This is a genomic window from Sanguibacteroides justesenii (assembly GCF_003204205.1).
GTDB classification, from domain to species: domain Bacteria; phylum Bacteroidota; class Bacteroidia; order Bacteroidales; family Marinifilaceae; genus Gabonibacter; species Gabonibacter massiliensis.
On record NZ_QJPL01000006.1, the window covers coordinates 128,323 to 150,541 of the forward strand.

Annotated in this window: 16 protein-coding genes; 11 read left to right on the forward strand and 5 right to left on the reverse strand. The window is 42.5% G+C overall.

Annotation, left to right across the window (positions count from 1 at the left end; translation table 11 throughout):
* The first annotated feature begins 235 nt into the window (after positions 1-235).
* The 5 genes from DMB45_RS10990 (at position 236) to DMB45_RS11010 (ending at position 4,466) form a co-directional block, all read left to right on the forward strand.
* Positions 236-1,555 (forward strand): aminotransferase class I/II-fold pyridoxal phosphate-dependent enzyme, encoded by a 1,320-nt coding sequence (locus DMB45_RS10990; protein ID WP_041505065.1) that lies wholly within the window; start codon positions 236-238, stop codon positions 1,553-1,555.
* Between the two features lie 173 nt (positions 1,556-1,728).
* Positions 1,729-1,956: a 4Fe-4S binding protein gene (locus tag DMB45_RS10995; RefSeq protein ID WP_041504133.1), complete on the forward strand. Its 228-nt coding sequence runs from the start codon at positions 1,729-1,731 to the stop codon at positions 1,954-1,956.
* Between the two features lie 19 nt (positions 1,957-1,975).
* A complete protein-coding gene (locus DMB45_RS11000; RefSeq protein WP_041504132.1) occupies positions 1,976-3,061 on the forward strand; it encodes a 3-methyl-2-oxobutanoate dehydrogenase subunit VorB in 1,086 nt (361 codons plus the stop codon).
* A gap of 3 nt (positions 3,062-3,064) precedes the next feature.
* Complete coding sequence (locus DMB45_RS11005) at positions 3,065-3,832, forward strand: thiamine pyrophosphate-dependent enzyme (RefSeq protein WP_041504131.1); 768 nt, start codon at positions 3,065-3,067, stop codon at positions 3,830-3,832.
* Positions 3,833-3,914: 82 nt separating this feature from the next.
* Complete coding sequence (locus tag DMB45_RS11010; RefSeq protein ID WP_041504130.1) at positions 3,915-4,466, forward strand: 2-oxoacid:acceptor oxidoreductase family protein; 552 nt, start codon at positions 3,915-3,917, stop codon at positions 4,464-4,466.
* 91 nt (positions 4,467-4,557) lie between these two features.
* Here DMB45_RS11010 and DMB45_RS11015 read toward each other — a convergent pair whose 3' ends face one another.
* From DMB45_RS11015 to DMB45_RS11035, 5 genes are all read right to left on the reverse strand, one after another.
* Positions 4,558-5,913 carry a hypothetical protein gene (locus DMB45_RS11015; protein ID WP_041505064.1) on the reverse strand — a complete coding sequence of 452 codons (1,356 nt, stop codon included), beginning with the start codon at positions 5,911-5,913 and terminating at the stop codon, positions 4,558-4,560.
* Between the two features lie 26 nt (positions 5,914-5,939).
* The gene (locus DMB45_RS11020; RefSeq protein ID WP_041505063.1) at positions 5,940-6,632 is read right to left on the reverse strand and encodes a DUF4843 domain-containing protein; all 693 of its coding nucleotides are present in this window, start codon (positions 6,630-6,632) and stop codon (positions 5,940-5,942) included.
* A 12-nt stretch (positions 6,633-6,644) separates the two neighbouring features.
* Positions 6,645-8,099: a RagB/SusD family nutrient uptake outer membrane protein gene (locus DMB45_RS11025; protein WP_041504127.1), complete on the reverse strand. Its 1,455-nt coding sequence runs from the start codon at positions 8,097-8,099 to the stop codon at positions 6,645-6,647.
* A gap of 23 nt (positions 8,100-8,122) precedes the next feature.
* Positions 8,123-11,416 carry a SusC/RagA family TonB-linked outer membrane protein gene (locus DMB45_RS11030; protein ID WP_236684966.1) on the reverse strand — a complete coding sequence of 1,098 codons (3,294 nt, stop codon included), beginning with the start codon at positions 11,414-11,416 and terminating at the stop codon, positions 8,123-8,125.
* A 78-nt stretch (positions 11,417-11,494) separates the two neighbouring features.
* On the reverse strand, positions 11,495-12,658 hold the full coding sequence (locus tag DMB45_RS11035) for a FecR domain-containing protein (protein WP_181416512.1): 1,164 nt from the start codon (positions 12,656-12,658) through the stop codon (positions 11,495-11,497).
* Between the two features lie 215 nt (positions 12,659-12,873).
* On the opposite strand from DMB45_RS11035, the gene DMB45_RS11040 reads away from it, so the two are divergent.
* The 6 genes from DMB45_RS11040 (at position 12,874) to DMB45_RS11065 (ending at position 22,209) form a co-directional block, all read left to right on the forward strand.
* Positions 12,874-13,485 carry an RNA polymerase sigma factor gene (locus tag DMB45_RS11040; RefSeq protein ID WP_236684965.1) on the forward strand — a complete coding sequence of 204 codons (612 nt, stop codon included), beginning with the start codon at positions 12,874-12,876 and terminating at the stop codon, positions 13,483-13,485.
* A gap of 116 nt (positions 13,486-13,601) precedes the next feature.
* Complete coding sequence (locus DMB45_RS11045; RefSeq protein ID WP_181416513.1) at positions 13,602-14,768, forward strand: FecR family protein; 1,167 nt, start codon at positions 13,602-13,604, stop codon at positions 14,766-14,768.
* Positions 14,769-14,912: 144 nt separating this feature from the next.
* Positions 14,913-18,524: a SusC/RagA family TonB-linked outer membrane protein gene (locus tag DMB45_RS11050; protein WP_236684964.1), complete on the forward strand. Its 3,612-nt coding sequence runs from the start codon at positions 14,913-14,915 to the stop codon at positions 18,522-18,524.
* Positions 18,525-18,539: 15 nt separating this feature from the next.
* The gene (locus DMB45_RS11055; RefSeq protein ID WP_041504125.1) at positions 18,540-20,129 is read left to right on the forward strand and encodes a RagB/SusD family nutrient uptake outer membrane protein; all 1,590 of its coding nucleotides are present in this window, start codon (positions 18,540-18,542) and stop codon (positions 20,127-20,129) included.
* A gap of 29 nt (positions 20,130-20,158) precedes the next feature.
* Positions 20,159-21,097 (forward strand): hypothetical protein, encoded by a 939-nt coding sequence (locus DMB45_RS11060; protein WP_041505060.1) that lies wholly within the window; start codon positions 20,159-20,161, stop codon positions 21,095-21,097.
* Between the two features lie 23 nt (positions 21,098-21,120).
* Positions 21,121-22,209 (forward strand): thioredoxin family protein, encoded by a 1,089-nt coding sequence (locus DMB45_RS11065; protein WP_052649382.1) that lies wholly within the window; start codon positions 21,121-21,123, stop codon positions 22,207-22,209.
* The last annotated feature ends 10 nt before the right edge of the window (positions 22,210-22,219 follow it).

The window sequence follows — 22,219 nt, forward strand, 5'->3', positions numbered from 1 at the left end:
TCAGACAAAAGTAAACAAATTTCCACGGCCTACAAAAGAAAGAGAAGCTTTCCCCGAACATCCTCCTATTTGTCGCGTCGACACCTTAACAGAATCTATAATTTAAAATCAAATTATTTTAGTCATTCTCACTTCAAATTTAAAACGATTTCGAGAGTTATCCTGATAAATTTTTATTAAACTTGCACCTACGCGAAAAGATGAAAATAAAATCCAGATAAATATCAAATATCGTATGCAGAACAATCTAATAGACACGAAAATTGTCGACCAGAAACTGGAGCTCTGCGGAATCCGGGACATGGAAGACGCAACGATCCGGGATATCGTAAAAGTAGTAAATATGATCGAAGCCGAAAGCGGGGAAAAATTCATTCGCATGGAGATGGGAGTACCGGGTCTTCCTCCCTCGTCAATCGGCATTCAAGCCGAAATCGACGCTCTCCGGCAAGGTGTAGCCCAATTCTATCCCATGCTCGAAGGGCATAAAGAATTCAAAGAAGAGGGTTCCAAATTCGTGAAAAATTTCATGGATATAGAGATCAAACCGGAAGGTATTGTTCCCACCGTAGGATCCATGCAAGCGTGCTACGCGTCATTCATGGCGGTGACCGAATGCCAAAAAGGCAAAGATACCGTATTATTTATCGATCCGGGATTTCCTGTTCAGAAAACGCAGATGCAAGTAATCGGTAAACCGTTCGAATCGTTTGATGTCTATAATTACAGAGGGGATAAATTACGGGATAAATTAGAGGAACATCTTTCAAAAGGCAATATCGCAGCCATCCTATACAGCAACCCGAACAATCCCGCCTGGATCTGTTTTACGGAAAAAGAGTTGCAGATCATCGGACAATTAGCCGATAAATACAATGTAATCGTTTTGGAAGATTTAGCCTATTTTGCCATGGACTTCCGCAAGGATCTTTCCAAACCGGGCGTTCCGCCGTTCCAGGCTACCGTTGCGAAATATACCTCGAACTATATCGTCATGATCTCTGGCTCGAAGTTATTCAGTTACGCCGGACAACGTTTGGGAATCATGTGTATATCCGATGCACTTTACAATCGTAAATTCGAAAACTTACAACAGCGTTTCGGAGGTCTGGGAACGTTAGGTTATACTCTTGTCAACCGGATTATCTATACCCTCTCTTCCGGGACGACGCACTCCTGTCAATACGCCATGAGTGCCATCCTAAAAGCCGCCAATGAAGGCCGAATAAATATCTTGGACGGGGTTCGCGAATACGCGGAGCGGGCGCATGCCATGAAAACCCTCTTCACCCAATACGGATTCGAAATCGTTTATGACAAAGATATCGATCAACCTATCGCCGACGGCTTCTATTTCACCATCATCTATCCGGGGATGACCGGAGCCGAATTAACCAAAGAGATTCTGTACTACGGGATATCGGCTATTCCTTTAAGAGACACGGGTTCAAAAAAACAAGGACTAAGAGCATGTGTTTCTCAAACAGCTTTGGACAGAATGCCGGCATTGGAAAAACGTTTAAAGGCTTTTCAAGCCGATCACGCGATAAAATAGGCCCCCAGAGAATCAGGTATAAAAGACATTCATTAAATAAACTCAAAACAAAGTTAAATTTATGGCAAACTATTTTTACTATTCGATTTTAGTTTTTAATTTTATACCCGAAAATTTGTTACAAAATCAAAGATAAACACCGAAATAATTTATAAATCATAATCTATTCAGTTATGGCAAAATTTAGAGGCGCTGTAGTCGTAGATACAGAAAAATGCAAGGGATGTGGCCTATGCGTGGAGGCGTGCCCCACGAAGACACTTGGACTTGCCAAAGAAGTGAATGGTAAAGGATACCATTACTCTGAGATGGTAAACCCGGAAGCATGTATCGGTTGTGCCAGTTGTGGTATGGTATGTCCTGATGCAGTAATCACCGTTTACAAAATGAATGTACAATAAAGAATAAAAACTACCGAAAATGGCAGAAGTAAAATTAATGAAAGGTAATGAGGTAATAGCCGAAGCAGCCATTCGTTGCGGATGTGACGCTTATTATGGATACCCTATTACCCCGCAATCCGAAGTCATGGAGACTCTCATGTTAAGAAAACCATGGGAGGAGACAGGAATGGTCGTATTGCAGGCCGAAAGTGAATTGGCCTCTATCAACATGGTATACGGAGCCGCAGCGTGCGGTAAAAAAGCGATGACTTCATCATCCAGCCCCGGAGTATCGTTAATGCAAGAAGGTGTAACCTATCTGGCAGGAGCCGAAATTCCTTGCCTTCTTGTGGATGTTGTACGCGGAGGCCCAGGATTGGGAACCATCCAACCAGCACAAAGTGACTATTTCCAAGCAACCAAGGGCGGTGGACACGGAGACTATCGTCTCATCGTATTGGCTCCGGCATCCGTACAGGAGATGAACGATTTCGTAGGACTTGGCTTTGACTTGGCATTCAAATATCGCAACCCGGCCATGATCCTTGCTGACGGTGTTATCGGTCAGATGATGGAAAAAGTCGAATTAAGCGAATATAAACCCCGTTGGACCGAAGAAGAAATTTCCAAAATGTCTGAAGGATGGGCTTTGACCGGTAAAAAACCGAATCGCAAGCATAACATCATCACTTCTTTGGAGCTGGATTCTTACAAACAAGAGGTATTCAACCACAAACTCCAGGCTAAATACAGAGAGATGGAAGAAAACGAGGTACGTTTCGAAGAGATCAGCACCGAAGATGCAGAATATCTGTTCGTGGCCTACGGCTCCAGTTCCCGTATCTGTCAGAAGGCCGTTCAATTGGCCAGAGCCAAAGGTATTAAAGTAGGTATTCTTCGCCCTATCACCCTGTATCCTTTCCCGACGAAAGAGATTGCCAGACTGGCAAAACAAGTGAAAGGAATTCTTACGGTCGAGATGAGCGCCGGACAAATGGTAGAAGACGTTCGTTTGGCCGTGAACGGATTAATCCCGGTTGAACACTTCGGCCGTTTCGGTGGAGTGATCCCGACACCTGAAGAGATCGTTGAAGCACTTGAAAAACAAATTATAGGAGCATAAGCCATGTCAATAGAATTAAAAGATATAATTAAGGAAGAGAATCTTGTTTACAAGAAGACTCCTGTACTTACCGATAACATTATGCACTACTGCCCGGGTTGTTTACACGGGGTAGTTCATAAGCTTGTTGCGGAGGTAATCGAGGAAATGGGTATTCAGGACAAAACCATCGGTGTGTCCCCGGTAGGCTGTTCGGTACTTGCGTACAACTATTTGGATATCGATTGGGCTGAAGCTGCTCACGGACGCGCTCCGGCCGTTGCTACCGGGATCAGCCGCGTTCACCCTGAAAAATACGTGTTCACCTATCAGGGAGACGGAGATTTGGCTTCCATCGGTTGCGGTGAAATCATGCACGCTTGTAACCGGGGAGAAAATATCGTCGTTATCTTTATCAACAATGCCATTTACGGTATGACCGGAGGACAAATGGCTCCCACGACGCTATTGGGTCAGGTAACCGCTACCACTCCTTACGGACGCGATGCCAAATTGAACGGTTTCCCCTTGAAAATTACCGAATTGATCGCTCAATTAGACGGAACCTGCTATGTAACTCGTCAGGCTGTTCATACTCCTGCTGCTGTTAGAAAAGCAAAAGCTGCCATCCGAAAAGCCTTCGAAAACACGAAGAAGGACAAAGGAACTTCTTTCGTGGAAGTAGTAAGTACTTGTAACTCCGGTTGGAAGATGGATCCGATTCAGGCTAACAAATGGATGGTGGAGAACATGTTCCCCAAATATCCGTTAGGAGACATGAAAGACATTTAATAATTGTAGATTTTAGATTGACGGTTGTAGATTACTTGTCTGAATCGCAAATCATAAATCGCAAATCGTAAATTTTAAAACTATGACAGAAGAAATTATTATAGCAGGATTCGGAGGTCAGGGAGTTCTTTCCATGGGAAAGATTTTAGCTTACTCCGGAATTATGCAAGATCAGGAAGTTGCCTGGATGCCTTCTTATGGTCCGGAAATGCGCGGAGGTACCGCCAACGTGACCGTGATCCTGAGCGACGAGCGCATCAGTTCTCCGATCTTGACCAAATACGATACCGCCATCGTTCTTAACCAACAATCCATGGATAAGTTCGAGGCGATGGTAAAACCCGGCGGAACCCTGATTTATGACCCGAACGGAATTACTCACGAACCGACAAGAAAAGACATCAACATCTACAAAATCGAAGGTACTGCTCTTGCCGTTGAAGCCGGTAATCCGAAAATCTTCAACATGATCGTCTTAGGCGGTTTCTTAAAAGTAAAACCCATCGTGAAGTTAGACAATGTTGAAAAAGGGTTACAAAAATCGCTTCCTCCCCGTCATCACAAGATGATCCCGATGAATATCGAGGCTATCCAAACGGGAATGCAACACGTTGAAGTCGTAAATCAACTGTAAATAAAAAACCTCGCCGACCGGCGAGGTTTTTTAATCATTTGAAACCATCGAAGAAATGCTTTATCGGCAAACCTTCCTTACCGTTTTCAACTTACTTTTTGTAAATCATCCGGACAACCTCTCCCGCAATCCCTCTTTCATGCCAGAGAAGCGCCTTGGTATTCAAGTCGTAACAATAAACACATCCTTTGTAATCTCCCGAAGCGGCATCCAATGCCACATAAAGTTTCTCTTCCTCGGGATCGAATACCATCTCTTTAATCACATCCCCGGTTTCTCCCACGGTATAGTCCGAACTTACCGGAAAATTCCCTGCCGATTGATAGTCATAACGATATATTTCATTTCCTTTGGAATAATAAAGCAGAGTCTCCTTTTTACTGGTTAGGAAACAACTACTCTCCGTTATACTCCCTTTCGTATCGGAATACTGGGACAAAACCCGAACATTATCCACTCCGACGTGAGCAACCTTTATCTGCCCCGCATTATCTTTAAAAACAAGAACGTAGTTTTTAGAATTTTGTGCCGGTAATGCAGCCAATAAAACATCACATAAGATATCCTCATAAACCCGCTCAGGTCCCATATATCCCTCGACGAGAAACAATTTACTGGTCCTATCGAAAATAACCGTTTTGGAGGACCAAGTTCCCTCGTAATATATAATATGGTCATCCACATAGGCATCAGGCATCGATCCCCACTTACCCGTCAACGCCTGTTGAAAAGTATTGATATAATTTTCCGTTTTACAATCCATATTCAGAAAACGGCCTCCTCCTACAAAAAAGATTCCGTATTTACCGCGTTCAATCATCCGATCCAACCGGGGTTCCGGATATTTTAAAACATTCTGAACCTCCATCGTTCTGGCATCCACTCTTACCACTTTCACCGGATTCTCGGCAGCGATATAAACGGACGCATAATTGGCATTATAGAGGATAGACTTCGGTTCTTTCCCCAAAGAGACATTCGGACTGTTCAAACGATAGACATGCTTTTGAAAAACCTCACCCTCTTGCATTACGTTACGGAAAGAAACCATCGATTCTCCCCCATATGCACTTAAAAGAGCGATTCCCTCCTCGTAAGGATAAGGAACTTTTAACACGAATTCGTAAAAAACAGCTCCGTCTTCGTTATAAATTTTCAAACGACACGGAAACTCTCCGGCAACATTACAATCATACGACAACGTCTTTTCCGTGGAGACGATTTCGTAATCAATCTGCCACTCATAGGACAAAGACTTCTCCTGATTCTCCTGCTTTACTTCAGGGGCTTCCAGCACAAACCGGCTCATTTTTTCAACAGGATACTCTTTCGGCAATGTTTTCACAAAAGACAAGCGGGAAATGGGCTCTTCTCCCAAATTCGATTCGTCATGAATACAAGAAACCATTGCAAACACACCCAATATGATATATATAAATTTCTTCATAAGTCATCTATTTTAACAGGTAATTACTATTCGTAAGGCCAAACTATTTCAGGAGGAAATACCATACCGTATTCGGGATGCTCCTGGAAATAATAATACATCTCTTTGGCTACACTTATGATTTTTGCACTTCGGAAAAAAAAGTCATCCAACGTAATCGGACCTCCCCACAATTCAATCATCTTCTGGTATTTTTCTTTTTGGAAAATACCCAGACAATAGTCCTGCAATCCGATCCACCAATCCGGTTTTGCCAGAAAATTGCTGAACACGACCACACTTTGTAAACTTTCTTTTACTCCTAATTCGAAATTATCGTTAGGCTCCAATCTTAACACAATATGAAAAGTAGTATCTTTCTCCGAAGGAATATCAGCCCGTATCAACTCCACCGGTACATAAGCCAATACAGAATCTTTTTTTATCAGGATCTCCGTGGGAATAGCAACATACGCCCCTTCGGGAGCGGTCGTCGCCTTTTCGTCAACCGAAACCTTTATACTCATCTCTTTATCCGCGGGTAATCCCAATACCTCCACGGGCACGTTTACCGTATAGGAGGTCAACTCCACGGGCTTATCTCCAAAATTATAGCGTATACTGTCTTTCGGAAAATAAACACGGTACACGTTATCGTAAAAACCGCTATCTCCGTTTTCATTGCATCCGACGACGATCAGGCCCAATGCAATCCCCAAAATACATAATATTGTTTTCATCGCTTATCCGTATTATTGATTTTTAGTCCCGTATTCCAGTTCGTTCTTCGGCCAAGGCAAATTAAAAATAGCAGAAGAAGGTTCTATCTCAAACGCGTTGGTCGCGTTCATAAAAGGCATATGCTCTCGTTTATAAGAGAAAAATACCTGACCTTCTCCCCAAAATTCCTTACATCTCTCCTTTACGAGGGCAGTCCGGAACTCTTTGAACGAAGGTACCTGAGACAAAATCATATCTTTCAATCCTCGGGTCCTTCGAACCGCATTCAAATATTCCAATGCCTTATCTTTATCTTTAGCATAAGTCGCTTCAGCCAAAATATAATACATCTCGGGTAAACGTAATAAAGATATACCCGTAAAGTAATAAGCTTTCTCTTCTTTACTTAATAACCTCGTAAAAACATACTCGTTCGAAAATCCTTTATCCGAAGTGAAAAAAGCGTTAAAACGTTTATCCTTATTATCCGCGGAAACGGATCCGATCTCATAAAAATCATAAACACCTGCTTTTACCCACAAAACACTTCCTTGCCCCAGATCGCTCTGCAAAAAAAGATCATAGTAGATCTGATACAATCGGGAAGTATATAACCCCCACATCAGTTCTTTATTATCTTTATCATACCGTTTTACACCCTCGTATTGAGCTGCATCCGTTAAAGCCAATTCTGTCCGAGCCCCGATTACCTTTTCGGCATAAAACGCCGCACTGTCCAAATCGCCTTTGTAATGAAAAACCCGGGCTTTCAATCCCCAAACCGCATATTGATTACAATGGGAACGACGATTCTGTTGATAAACAGAATTCGCCTTGCTATTCCGGATGGTATTATCGCCGACCAATGCCTCCTGGGCTTTTTGCAAATCACTCAGAACAAGGTCATAACACTCCTTCAACGAATAAACAGGTTTATTTTCCAATCCGAAAATTGCAGCATAGGGAATACCTCCCGCATCGGGATGACGCAAAATATTATCGCTGAATAGTCGCATGATATCGAAATGCAGAAAAGCGCGCAAAGCATAGGCTTCTCCCTTTATCAGAACATAATCTCCGTCTTTAGTGACATCTTCTTTCTCCACGTTTTCAATAACATTATTTACATAGGAAATTACCTCGTAAGCCTTTTCCCAGATATTCCGGATGATTCCCTCTATAAACTGACTTTTATAATCAAACTTCGAAGCAGCCTCGACATCCTGATAAGAACCGAGATATTTGGCGTAAAAAAGCTGCCCGATCTGATCCATAAAACCGTAACTCATCGCCTTCCCGTACAATTCCGGTTTAGCCATAGAAGCATAAATACCATACATGGCATCCCGATATCCCTGAATATCTTCAAACTGTTTTTTCTGTTCCACTATACCTTTGGGTTGTACATCTAAAAAGCTGTCGCATCCGCTTAACAACATTACGGCACAGCATATTACCCATATGATATTGCATATTCCTTCTTTCATAACTCTTATTTTTACCGTTAATACTAAAATGCTGCACTAATCGAGAATTCAAAGCTCCTGGCAAAAGGATAGTCCAATCCCCGTTCTTGTTTTATAGTCGAAATCCGGAACAGATCATTCATCAAAAATTCCACCCTTAACCGACTCAAATACAATTTAGAACAAAACGGGGATGTAAAATCATAAGCAACACTTAAACTCGACATATTCAGATAATATTCATCCCGAATGAAACGACTGGTAATCTCAGGAATAGAAGCATCGGCTATATCCTTGTATTTCACTCTATCCCCCACTTTACTCCATCTACTCTCCAATACCCGGCGATCAGCATTCTTTTTAGGATTAGCCCCCTCTACCCGCGTCACAAGTGTCCGATTATATATCGTCGCACCCAAAGAGTACTGAAACAGCATATTCAATGAAACTCCCTTCCAATTAAGATAGGAATTGAACGTTCCGGACACATCCGGATCCGAATCTCCATAGACCCGCTTGTCCCAATAATCATACACGAAAGTCGGATTTCCTTGCTTATCGATATAGATCTCCATTCCCGTCGCCGGATCGATCCCTCCCGATTTTACGGCCTTTACGGCCGACGTGGATTGTCCCTCTTCGTAAACCGGAGGCGGCATCACCGTTTTTTTTGCATTCAGGGAGTCGTTCATTACATTCAAGGCATTACTGATCTTTTTAATCTTATTCCGGTTATGTTGCATCGTCACAGAAAGTGCCCAATTCCAATTTTTATTTCTCAATACTTCAACCCTGGCTTGTACTTCGATACCGGTATTGGCTATTTTTCCCAAATTCTCCTTCGCCGTGATGGTTCCTACGGAAGGCGCTTTCGCCACATCCAACAACAGATCGTCCGTCAGTTTATAATAGTAATCCACGCTCATATCCAATCGACGTGAAAAAAACACAACATCTAATCCAGCATTGTAGGTTAACGTCCGTTCCCATTTCAAATCGGGATTACCGATCGCCATCGGTACCGCTCCAATACCTTCGCCATAATCCAATTGCGAATCGTACTTATAAGTCGTCATCGCCTGGTAAGGAGAGAACGAAGCATTACCGGTATATCCGATACTTCCCCGCAATTTCAAGCGTTCCGCCCGCAAAGACTGCATAAACTTTTCCTTATGAATGTTCCATCCCGCTCCCACGCTCCAGAAAGGAGCGTAACGTTGTTCCGAGCCGAATTTCGAATTTCCCTCGTAACGAATGGAAGCATCTAAAAAATAACGGTCGTCATAAATCATATTGGCATTCATAAAAACACCCATCGTACGGGAAATATCCTGAGATCCCGACGGCGCTTCCCCCTCCGGGTATTTGGTTGCAAAAGCAGGATGTGCCAATTTGTCTGAAAAAATTCCTATGCCCCTGTACCCGTTCGAATTACTTTCGGTGGATTGAATGGTTCCCCCTGCCAATAAACTTAGTAAAGTACCAGGACCAAACATCTTATTGTATGATAACATCAACCTTCCGGAATAATCCATAGATTTGGTATTGGAAATCTCAATCGAGCCAGACTCCGAAGCCGATTTGCCTTTAAACCGATTTGACAACGGGGAGACAAATACCTCCGTATCGTTTTTACTCTTATTCAACGATAACTGACCTTCTATTCGAAAATCCTTCAGTAATTCTATCTTTATATCCAACACATTATTCAGATAAAACTGTTCACCTTTATTATAGCTTCCCAAAGAAACCTCGTGAAGAGGAATCGGTGCATTAGGATCAATATAGGATAAATCCAGATTTATCGAACCATCCGGCAAATAGGCCCGGTCATAAGGATTCAAAGCCGTCCACTGACTAAATGAACCGTAAGGGGACTCCACGTTATTAACCGAAGTAATCGTCATGATATTAGACACGTATACCTTATCCTGCTTGTTATAAGATAATTTAAAACCGAAAGAATAGCGATCCCTCTTGGACTCTTTCATAACGCCCTGATCACTACCGTAACGGGCGGTCATACTATATCTTACATATTCGTTTCCCCCGGCAATACTAATATTATGATTCTGCGTAAAGGCATTACGTAAAGGCTTGGATTTCCAATCCGTATTTACACCCTCTTTCACCCGCTGGAATTTCTCGTTGTACAATTCGTCCAATTTATATTGTTCCTTTTCCGTATCGATATATAAACGAGCCCGCCGTTCGTATTCCAATTTTTCCGCGGCATTCAACAAATGATAATCACTTAAATCCGGGATAGAAGTGCGAAATGTCCCGCTATAAGAAACTCTCATCTTTCCTTCCTTCAACGGTTTCGTGGTAATCACGACTACTCCTTTCGATGCCTTCGCACCATACAGGGCAGAAGCAGAAGCATCTTTCAACACGGTAACATTCTCCACATCATTGATATCCATATCGAACACGTAATCCAAATTTACCTCCGCCCCGTCCACGATAAAGGTCGGAACATTGGATGAGCCTTCGAAACTACTCCTTCCGCGAATCAAAATCTCCGGACGGGTATTGGGATCCGATCCCCGTTCATTGTTCGCCACGACCTGCATTCCCGGAACAAAAGCCGCCAAACTGGTCAACAAATTTTTGGAACCGGCACTCATCAACTGTTCCCTGCTGATACTGGTAGCGGAACCCGTATAACTATTCTTCGACTTATTACCGAAACCGGTAACAACCACTTCATGCAACTCATCGACCTCCGGCACCATGGTAACCACCATATCGGTAACGAGTGTATCTTTTATAAGACGTTCCTGAGTTTTCATGCCGATAAAAGAGAATACGACCGTTACACTGTCTTTTTTCAAAAAGTTCAAGTCGAATTTACCAGCCGGATCCGTGGCCGTTCCGATCGTCGTTCCTTTCAAGAATACGGTAACTCCAACCATCGGTTCTCCCTTGTCGTCTTTTACCGTACCGGATACTCGCCAACGCTTTGCTTTTTCTTCAGGTTTCGGTGAAATAACGATGATGTTATCCACTATACTATAAGTAAGCGAGGTGTTCCTTAATACCCGGTCCAAAATCTCCGTCACTGTCGCCTCCTTCGCCGAGACGGAAACTTTCCAGCGCATCACCTCGTCATCGTTATAAAAGAATTCGTAATCGGTTTTTTCACCCAGCTCTTTTAATACGGTAAGCAAACTAATCGATTTCTTTTCCATAGAAACCCGTGTTTCTTGGGCCAAACTGCGTGCAGAAGCAGAAAGCATCGTAAACAGCAACAGAAACATACAAAGTTTCATGATCGTACAGATTTTTCTCAGGGCAGTCCCATCACTACCCCTTACGTTTGACTTTTTTTTCATACCTTTGTAAGGTTAAATTGTTTATACTACATCAATTTTTCAATCCATACAGGAGGTGTTCGCTGCACTTCCTGTATTTTATCGTACAATAATGGTCTTATCTTTTACGGAGAAACGAATACTTGTCGTCATCTCCATCATTTTCAACACCCGGTGGATCTCTTCGTATTTCGGGATACTACCCGTGAACCGCTTTTGCTTCATCTCCGGATTGGTAAAAAAGAAACTGACGTCATACCAGCGCGATAACTTGCGGATAACCGCTTCCATATCTTCGCTCTCGAACGAGAAACGCTCCCGCATCCAGGAGGTATATAATTTCGTGTTTACCTTCCGTACCTCTGCCTTTTCTTTCCGTATCAAAACCTGCTCTCCCGGTTTCAGTACGATCTTTTCAGTACTTCCCGGTAAAGAGACTTCGACCCTCCCCTCCACCAATGTGGTATTGCTTTCCTCCTCGTCCGAATAAGTCGTAACATTGAAAGAGGTTCCCAATACGCGTATATTCATTTTATCCGTTTCCACGATAAAAGGCCTTTCCTTATTTTCCGTCACCTTAAAGTAAGCCTCTCCCGTTACCTTTACTTTCCGTTCCTTACCCGTGAAATGAACAGGATAGGTAAATTGGGTTTCACTATTCAACCATATCCGCGTACTATCGTCCAAGGTTATTTTGTACTCCCCTCCCCGCGGAATCCGCAAAGTATGCATCTCCGGTATATTCGATTTTTCAGACAAAGCATATTGCAGCTCACCCTTTTCATCCACCCGGATTTGTTCACCGCTTCCCGTCAACAAAGTAGTGTCTCTCATTCCTTTTAAAACGACCTCCCGTCCATCGCCCAATATCAAAACAGCCTGAGTCTCCCCGGGAACGATAGCCATGACCTCTGCATTCCGTTTAACACTCTCCTTTTTCGAAGGATAGTAAAGTAAACCTATGCCTACCGCCAACAAAACCGCAACAGACGCGGCACTGATCTTCCAAATGACGCCCCTTCTGCTCCTTTTCCTCTCTTGCTCCAAATTCTTTTCAAACTGTTTCCATCGGCCTTCCGTATCAAACGAAGCGTATTGTCCGATCTCCTCTTTCATTCGCTCTTTATCGCATAATTCAGCAAATAAACGTTTATGACTTTCATGCTTATCCATCCATTCCTGCAACTCCATCCTCTCTTCTTCTGAAATAACCTCCAGCAGGTAAGCAACAATCAACTCGTATATCTCTTTTTCTTTTTTCATTTCTTTGCATCTTTTATACACCACAAACACACTTCTTCCGCAAATGGGTGACAACCCCATTAAAAAAAATGAGAACGGTTCTTAAAAATCGAGGTAATCCGAAAAAAAAGTTTCCCGGGAGCGTAAAAACAGAACAAACTATATTAACGCAACAATATTTCATTATATTTCAATACGAAAATAAATACCTTCTATTCTATTTCAATTTGGTACCAATGGAAAAATATGTATTTTTGCGACATTCGTTTATAGATAGTAAACAAGAATACATGACTATTATTCCTGAAAACAGATTGACTTCCTTCAGAGAGGGACACGAAGAGACATTTCGCTATTACTACGAGATGTACTACGACTCCCTGTGCATATTCGGTACGCGTATGTTAAAAGAAGAAGAGGTCGCTATCGATATTGTTCAGGATGTTTTTGTCAATCTGTGGAAAGCCAAAGAAACCATCGAATCCGGCTTGCATTTAAAAATGTTTATCTATCAATCCATGCGTCACCGTTGCCTCAATTATATCCGCATTAAAAAGTTAGAAGAAAAATACCAGAACGAATGTAAACTGCTGGCCTCCGAAGAAGGGTTTGCCGATATGGTAGTGGAAGAGGAGGTATATCGCCTGGTGATGAAAGAGATCGACGAATTACCGAGCGAACAGCGAAAAGTAATACTGATGCATCTCGAAGGAAAAAATAACATAGAAATTGCAGAAATTATGCACATTTCCGTGAATACAGTGAGAACCCACAAAGCGCGTGCACGGCAAGCTTTAAAAACTAAACTGAATAATCTCTTCATTATTTCCATCATTTTAGGATTTTAGTTATCCGTACGCCTATAGAAAAAAATTCAAAAAAAATCATTTTCTCTGTCGTCCACCCGGACGACTTCTTTGTATTTAATATGATGCCCCCAATAGGGTCGTTACCATACGAAGAGATGAAAAAAGATTTAAACGAGACCATAGAGGAAAGAATCCGGTTGATAAAACACTACTTGGACGGGACATTAACTCCGGAAGAAGAAAAAGCACTCCGTTGCTGGATTGAGGAGTCTCCTACCCATAGCGAGTTACTCTACCGGATACAAGACAAATCATCATTGCAAAAAAGGTTTCATTTTCGGAAAAAAGAGAACAAAGAGAAGAGTTGGAATACTATCCGGAAAAGGATTTACCAAAAACCAAAACGCAAAATAGTTTTAACGCGATATGCCGCCATTCTGCTTATTGGCGTCTGTTTAGGGATCGGCTATAAGTTCATCATGGAACCGCAAACCAAAGATACAACGATTACCCGGGAAACGGTTATTCCCCCAAAAGGCGGATATAAAGCATTTCTGAAATTAGCCAATGGCGAACACTATGTATTAGACGGTCAAACCGAAATAAACACCCGATTAGACGGTGCGATCATTCAATCGGAAGATCAAGGAATCGTAACCGTTACAAAGGACTCCGGCAGCACGGAAAGAGAAGCGCAAAACAACCAAATCATCGTACCGAAAGGAGGCGAATATAAACTGATCCTCGCAGACGGTACCCGGGTATGGATGAATTCACTTTCAGAATTGGAGTTCCCTTCACGATTCACCGGAAAAGAACGCCGGATCAAATTGAACGGGGAGGCCTATTTCGAGGTCGTGAAAGACAAGGAAAAACCTTTTATCGTGGAAATGGGCGACAACGAGATCAAGGTATTAGGAACAAGCTTCAATATCAACAATTACGACGGAAGCTTCGTGACCACGTTAGTGACGGGTAAGGTTGAAATAGTTATTAAAAAACAGGGATACTTGCTTCATCCTTCCATGCAGCTCCGGGAAGAAAACGGAAAGGTTACGTTATCCAAAGTAGATACAAAAGAATTCGTAGCCTGGAAGGATGGATGGTTTGTATTCAATAAACAACGCCTGGAAGAAGTATTGAACATCTTGTCCCGATGGTACGATGTCGAAATTAATTATAAAACTCCTGAAGTAAAAGATTTACATTTTACCGGGACTATACGTCGCCATAGTGATATCAACGAAATGTTGAATTTTTTGGAAAAAACGGGTGCGATAAAATTTACCATGCAGGGAAGAACCGTGGTAATCTCGAAATAATGACAAAAAAGCTGTTGAAAATTAGGCCTTTCAACAGCTTAAAAAACAACAATGTGTTTAATTTTTTAGCAAAACAAATCTATGAAGAAAAATCGACAAATGCGATTTTTAAGGAATCGTATTTTAAAAAAAGCGATGGACATAATGAAATTAACATTTATTCTATTATTTGTTAGTTCGATGCCATTATCCGCCGCTTTGTATTCTCAAAATACCAAAATCTCGCTTCAGGTAAAAGAGAGTTCACTGGAAAAAGTATTTAAACTAATCGAGCAGCAGTCCGATTATCTGTTTGTCTATAATCACGAACAAGTAGAAAACAATAAACGGATTACGGTTGATATCAAAGATATGGAGATCACACAAGTATTGGATATTTGTTTGAAAGGTACGGGTCTATATTACGAATTGATGGACAATACGGTGGTTATTCGCAAACGTCAGCAGGAGGAGAAAAAGAACGTTTCGATACAAGGCAAAGTCACGGATAGAGATTCGATTCCCTTACCCGGGGTAACGGTAAGATTGAAAGGGACAACCATAGGAACGGCTACAGACACGAAAGGAGAATTCAAACTACTGATTCCCAATGACACGTCAAAAATAGTATTATTGTTTACATTTATCGGGATGAAGTCCGTGGAAAAAGTGGCGAAAGAGGGAAAACCGCTTCACGTGATCCTGAAGGAAGAAACCGCTACATTGGATGAAGTGGTGTCTTACGGTTATTACAAAGTAGACAAACGTCATTTAACCAGCTCCGTAACTTCTTTGAAAGCAGTAGACATTGCCGTGGCAGGCATCAACACCGTAGACCAAATGCTGGAAGGTCATGTGCCGGGGATGATTTTTATACGTAATTCGGGACAAGTGGGAGCAACACCCAAGGTTAAGATCAGGGGAACGACCACGATTTTAGGATCCACGGCTCCATTGTGGGTATTGGACGGAATCATCCTAACCGATCCGGTGAATGTCGATCCGGCTTCCGTCAATGATTTGGATTTCGTGAATCTGCTGGGAAATGCCATTTCCGGATTAAACCCGGACGACGTAGACCAGATCGACGTCCTGAAAGACGCATCGGCAACTGCCATTTACGGCCCCAAGGCTTCCAACGGCGTCATCGTCATTACCACGAAAAAAGGTAAGGTCGGCGAACCGTCCATATCTTATTCCGTGTCTGGGACCTACCGGCTTCGTCCCCGTTACACCGACCGCTCGGTAAACGTGATGAACTCTCAAGAACGCATCGCTTATTCCCGGGAGTTGATCAACGCCCAGTTAGCCATCCCGGATTTGAAAAGTTGGGTCGGATATGAATCCGCTTATTATGATTATTGTAACAAGGTGATCACCCACGATGAATTCATCAATTCGGTCCGTGCCATGGAAACAGCAAACACGGACTGGTTGGGCACATTGATGCGAGACACATACTCCCAGAACCACACGTTGAGTCTGTCCGGAGGTACGAACAACATACGTTATTACGCCTCTTTGGGATACATGGATGAATTAGGTAACCTCCGGGGAGAACAGAATAAACGTTATTCGGGTTTGGTCAACTTAAATGTAGATTACAAGCGTTTCTCCTTGCATTTTGGTCTAAATGCCAATTTACAGAAAAAAGAGTATACCCCGAAAGATGTCGGGATGACCGACTACGCTTACAACACTTCGCGAAGCGTTTCCCCTTACAACAAAGACGGAAGCTTACTGTATTATCAACGGCTGACAAGCGGGACCAACAACAACGAGGAGCATGCGTTCAATATTATCAACGAATACAAAAACTCCTCGGACGACATCGATACGGATCAAATCGGCCTGAATCTTAATTTAGGGTACAAAGTCCTTCCTTTTTTGAAAGCGGAAGTTGTGTTTGCCTATAACGTATCGCACACGAATGAACAAATTTATTTCGGCGAAGATACCTGGTATATTTCCAATCTACGGCGAAAAGACAGAGAAACCGGAGTAATCTCCAATTTCTCGACTTGTCCGGTGGGGGGAGAATTACAAATCAGCAACACGAAAAACAACAGTTATAGCCTGCGAGCCTCTCTGAATTTCAACAAAATGTTGGACGAAAACCAACGCCATCAGCTAACGGCAAATGTCATCGGAGAATTAAGCTCTTCCAAATACACCGGCTTCAGTATCACCAGACGGGGATACCTCCCAGGACGCGGGATGATATTCGATGCCATCGATATTGAAGGCAACAAATATCCTGACTATAAAAAATGGTTGATGACCCCCAAGGCACTGGGACGCTTGAGCCACAACCTGACCAACTTAGTGGGACTCGTGGGAAGCGTAAGTTACTCTTACGAAAACTCATATATTTTGAATACCAACATGCGAATCGACGCTTCCAACAAATTCGGAGATGCCAGTAACGACCGGCTGCTACCGATCTGGTCCGTATCCGGTCGCTGGAACATGCATGAAAACATTTTAAGCGACGTGAGTTGGCTGAATATGCTTGCCCTTAAAATGTCGTTCGGTTACCAGGGAAACATGTCGGCTCAGGATTCTCCCCGATTAATCATTCAGAGACAAGGAACAAATATATTGTTTAACGAGTATTTTTCTACGATCAACAGATACCCCAACCCGAATTTAAAATGGGAAAAAACATCTACATACAATATCGACTTGGAGTTTTCCTTGTTTCAAAATAAGGTACAAGGCTCTATCGGTTACTATTACCGTAACACGTCGGATGCCTTCTTAAATAAAAAAGTATCGACCGTAAACGGAATTGAGAATTACACGGTCAACGCAGGGCATTTGACCAATCAAGGAGTCGAAGTCACTTTAAATTTAACCCCGGTCAACACGATGGGAACAAACGGCAGTCGCAAAGGATTCATATGGCGTTTCAACCCCAATTTAGGTTCGGTGATCAATCAATTAATAGATAAGGTTACCCCCAAAGATAAGCTAATAGAGGATGAAATAACCTACTCGAATTATTTAGACGGAAGTGTACAAGTTTCCGGACAGCCACTAAACACGTTTTATTCCTACAAATTCAAGGGATTGGATCCCCGTAACGGTGCTCCCCTTTTTTACGGTGCGGATCGATTCGTAACCCGTGAAGGCGAAAAAATCGACATGAAAGAGGTTTACGCGGGTATGGATAAAGAAGAGGTTTACATGACCGTGATGGAACGTTCCGGCTGTCGCGAACCTTTTTTACAGGGGGGAGTTTCCAACTATCTCGGCTGGAGAAATTTAGGTCTCTCCTTCAATTTAGCTTACAGCTTCGGTTCCAAAATCCGGCTATTCAGAATGTATCCTTCAGACGGCAGTATCGTAGGACCGGAAAGAAATCTTCGTAAAGAGCTCACGAAACGTTGGCAACGTTCCGGAGATGAATCACACACGAATATTCCGGGGATATTACCTCATTCCGAATGGTCCAAAACACTCGATCCGTGGTGGAGTAACGAACCCTACAAATTCGCCCGAAACATTTGGGATATGTACGACAATTCAAATACACGGGTCGTATCCGGAAATTATGTAAGACTGCAAAGTGCTTCATTGCGTTATGTCATACCGGATCAATTCTGTAAAAAACTATATCTCAAATCAGCCTATGTCAGCATAAGCGGGACTGATTTATTCACGATATGCAGCCGCAAATTAAAAGGACAGGATCCCTCGCAATCCGGAACGTCGGACTTGATTAACATGTCCGTAAGACCCACTTATTCATTACAATTAAATGTTACATTTTAAGTAAGACAAGGTATTATGAAAAAGATATTCAATTTAATTATAGGAGCCTTTTTATGTGTCTCTTGCGGCGACTTCCTGCACGAGTACTCGCAAGACCTGACCTATGCCAACTCCTGTGCCGATCTGGACGAGATTTTGATCGGAAACGGGTATATGAAGCAATCGGACAATCTGACCCTATTTTATTATGGTTCGGATTACGGTTATTATCCCTATCTGCATATCATGGACGATGATTCAGAAGAGAGCCTGACAGGACAAGTATTTCTTGATTTCGCTGGTAATCCCGTATACTACATGCGAAATTTTTATGCATGGGCGAAAAATCCTTTCATAGGGTATAACGGATCTATTTTTAAAGATGTCGATTGGAAAAGAATGTACGAACACATCGGCTATTTGAACGTAATTATTTCTTACGTGAAAGAATTTCCTTCCGATCCCATAGAAATGAGGCGGCGCATCAAAGGCGAAGCATTATTCCTACGGGCCGGATACTATTTCATGCTTGTAAACCTTTACGCGAACCCGTATTCACGGGAAACAGCAGATCGGGACCCGGGTGTTCCTTTGAATTTAACAGAATACATCGAGGCAAAATATTTCGCAAGAGAATCCGTAGCCACTATTTATAAACAAATCGTGACGGATCTGCAAGATGCCATAAACAATTTGGAGGGGATACAACAACCCACGATCTACCGTGCAAATGAAGTTTCCGCCCGTACCCTGTTAAGTCGCGTCTATCTATACATGGGTGAATGGCAATTAGCGATCAACGAGTGTAATAAAATCATGGAATTGGGATGCAAGCTAAGAGATTTAAATGATTTTAATCCGGGAAACGGCGTCCCGGGAGAAACCGAGCGCGATTACTTCAACACGTCGGACTCTCCGGAGGTTTTCTTCACGCAAGGTTCGCCAACCGTCGGTTTGTTAATGGATAACAACTTTGGTAATGTACGCTATCGAGTTTCCGACGAATTGTACGCTTTATACTCCAAGTACGAAAGCCAAGGATTGGAAGATTTACGGAAAACATGTTTTCTGGAACAGTCCAGGACATCGGGAGAGAGTTCCAACTACTACATGAGAAAAAGTCCGGACAATCAATACGCGAACTGGAATATTACACTTCCGAAACCGACCGTTTTCGACTCGTTTATTCTCCGGGCTGCCGAAGTCTACTTGAATAAAGCCGAAGCCGAAGCTATGCTGGATCAACCGGAAGCCGCAAATACCTTAAAAGCATTGATGGATAAACGTTATGCCGACCACAAATATCCGTCTGTCGACGGACTGAACGGTAAAAGCATGATCGATTTCATCCGGGAAGAACGGCGTAAAGAGTTATCTTTCGAGGGACATCGCTGGTTCGATTTACGCCGTTACGCGGTCTCCCACAAATATCCGGAGAAAAGGTCCATATCCCACGCGGTATACAGATCAGCAACCAGTTATGGCGAGAAAGCTCCGTTGGACAGAATCTACAAGCTGAAACCTTACGGAGAAGACAATGCCTGGGTATTACCCATACCTCCGGAAGAACTTGTTTTCAACAACGGAGTATTGATCGACAATCCGCCGAGAGAAGATCGCAACTAATCTATTATTAAACATTTAAACGCAAAGACATGTTAAAATATTTATTCTATCTAACTTTATCCCTCCTCCTATTCTCCGCTTGTGACAAGGAAGAGAAGGTGTTTGCCACGGAAAACATGTTAGACTGGTTCGTTATCGAAAAGAAATCAGGAGAAGTCAACCAGTTAATTTACAGCATTTATACAAATGACAATATGCCCATATTTGTCAATGATACTATTCATCAGGGGAGCGATCGCGTGGATCATTTCGGAAATCCGATAAAAGATCTGGTACTGTTTGAACCCGGATATCATATTTTCAGCACGGACATATTCGTATCCATAAAAATATCCTCCGACTCCGCAGCCATGCTTAAAGCACTACATGCTATCCAGGAAAAAGTGCTTCCCCGTTTACCTAAAAGCGGAATATACAGACCCTCTTCCATACTATTGGTCGATACCTTGTACAAAGGTTTCAGCGATCTCAATACGCGCATCTGGGGAGAAGTCGCTATCTATCCCGAAAGTCTGAAAGGTGTCACGATAGGAGAGTTACACAAGCTTCCGGATATGACAGACGAGGAATTGAATATATGGGCCTGTCGCATCTTAGCTGCCAAAAGTAAAAGTTGGATTCAGGCAAATTATGACAAAGGTGTGGAAACATTTTCAGAAATAACGGACGAAGGTTTATGGTTTGGATCGAATTACAATAAAAACGTCGGCCTATATCCCATGGAAAGCCCCGAACAACAAAGTTTTTTCAGGTGGGTTTCTCTTCTAAAAGACGGAAAAGGTTACAGATCGCCATCGATCGAAGAAGACCTTATCGAGTACATTACCTACTTTTACGCCTATCGCGGACGAGAAGATGAATTAAAAGAAAAGTACAAAGACTACCCTAAAATACTCCGCAAGTTCGATCTGGTAAAAACATGGGTAGAAGCGTTCGAAGAGTTCCTGAAAAAGAACAAACAATTTTAATAAACTACTGAATAAAAGGTGTTATGAAAAGAATTATTCTTCTTCCGGCATTTATATTATCTGTTGTTTTAGCTTTCGGTCAGGGCGTGAACTTTGAAAAACTGAGTTTCAAAGAAGCCCTCACCAAAGCTAAAACCGAAAAAAAGTATCTCTTTATCGACTGTTACACCTCGTGGTGCGGTCCCTGCAAGCAAATGAGAGAACAGATATTGACACAACCCGCCGCCGGCAGTTATTTCAACCCGTTGTTTATCAGCGTGGAGTACGATATGGAAAAAGAAGGTGCCGAACTGAGAAAAAAATTCGACATCAAAGCATACCCGACCTATTTGATCTTGAATCCGGACGGAACATTATATCATAAATTAGTAGGCAGCAGCCTTAACGCAGAAGATTTCGTCACGAAAGTAAAACGGGGAATGGTAACAGAAAACTCTTTCGGTTATCAGGAAAATTTACATGCCTCCGGTCGAATGAACAACGAACAGCTGAAAAACTACTATTTTCTCTTAAAAGAAACCGCCGAACGAAAACGAAGCATGGAAGTACTGAAGGAGTTAACAGCCCGTTTAAGCAAAGAGGAAAGAATGCAGGCCGATTACTGGTTTTTACTTGAAAACCAAAAATACGGGGACGACGGATTTTCATTCGTGTTGGAAAACTTAGATACATTCAAAAGAAACGTAGGAGAATTAAACATCGATTTATTTCTGTATCAATGTTTCTCAGGAATCATTAACTCCTACACGAATGCTCTTGCAAAAGGGGAATCTATCGACAAGAAAAAAACAACAGACAGCATACGCGATCTGCGTCGTCAACTCTCGACGATCGACATGAAAAACAAAACCGGACTTTTGGAACAGCTCGACTTTCTGGAAGCGACCCTGCTAAATGACACCGACAAAATGCTTCGTGCGATCGAAACCATGATGACCTCGGGACAGGGTAATCTCTATATATTACCCCAGGTTTTACAAATTGCGCACCAAAATAAGAACGAGACCCTTCTATCGGGTATAAAAAAATTAAAGAACAAGATTTTGACTGCTTTCTCAACCGCATCTGACAAAGAGAAGTTCGGAAAAATGATTGACGATCTGGACAAGTAAATAAATTATA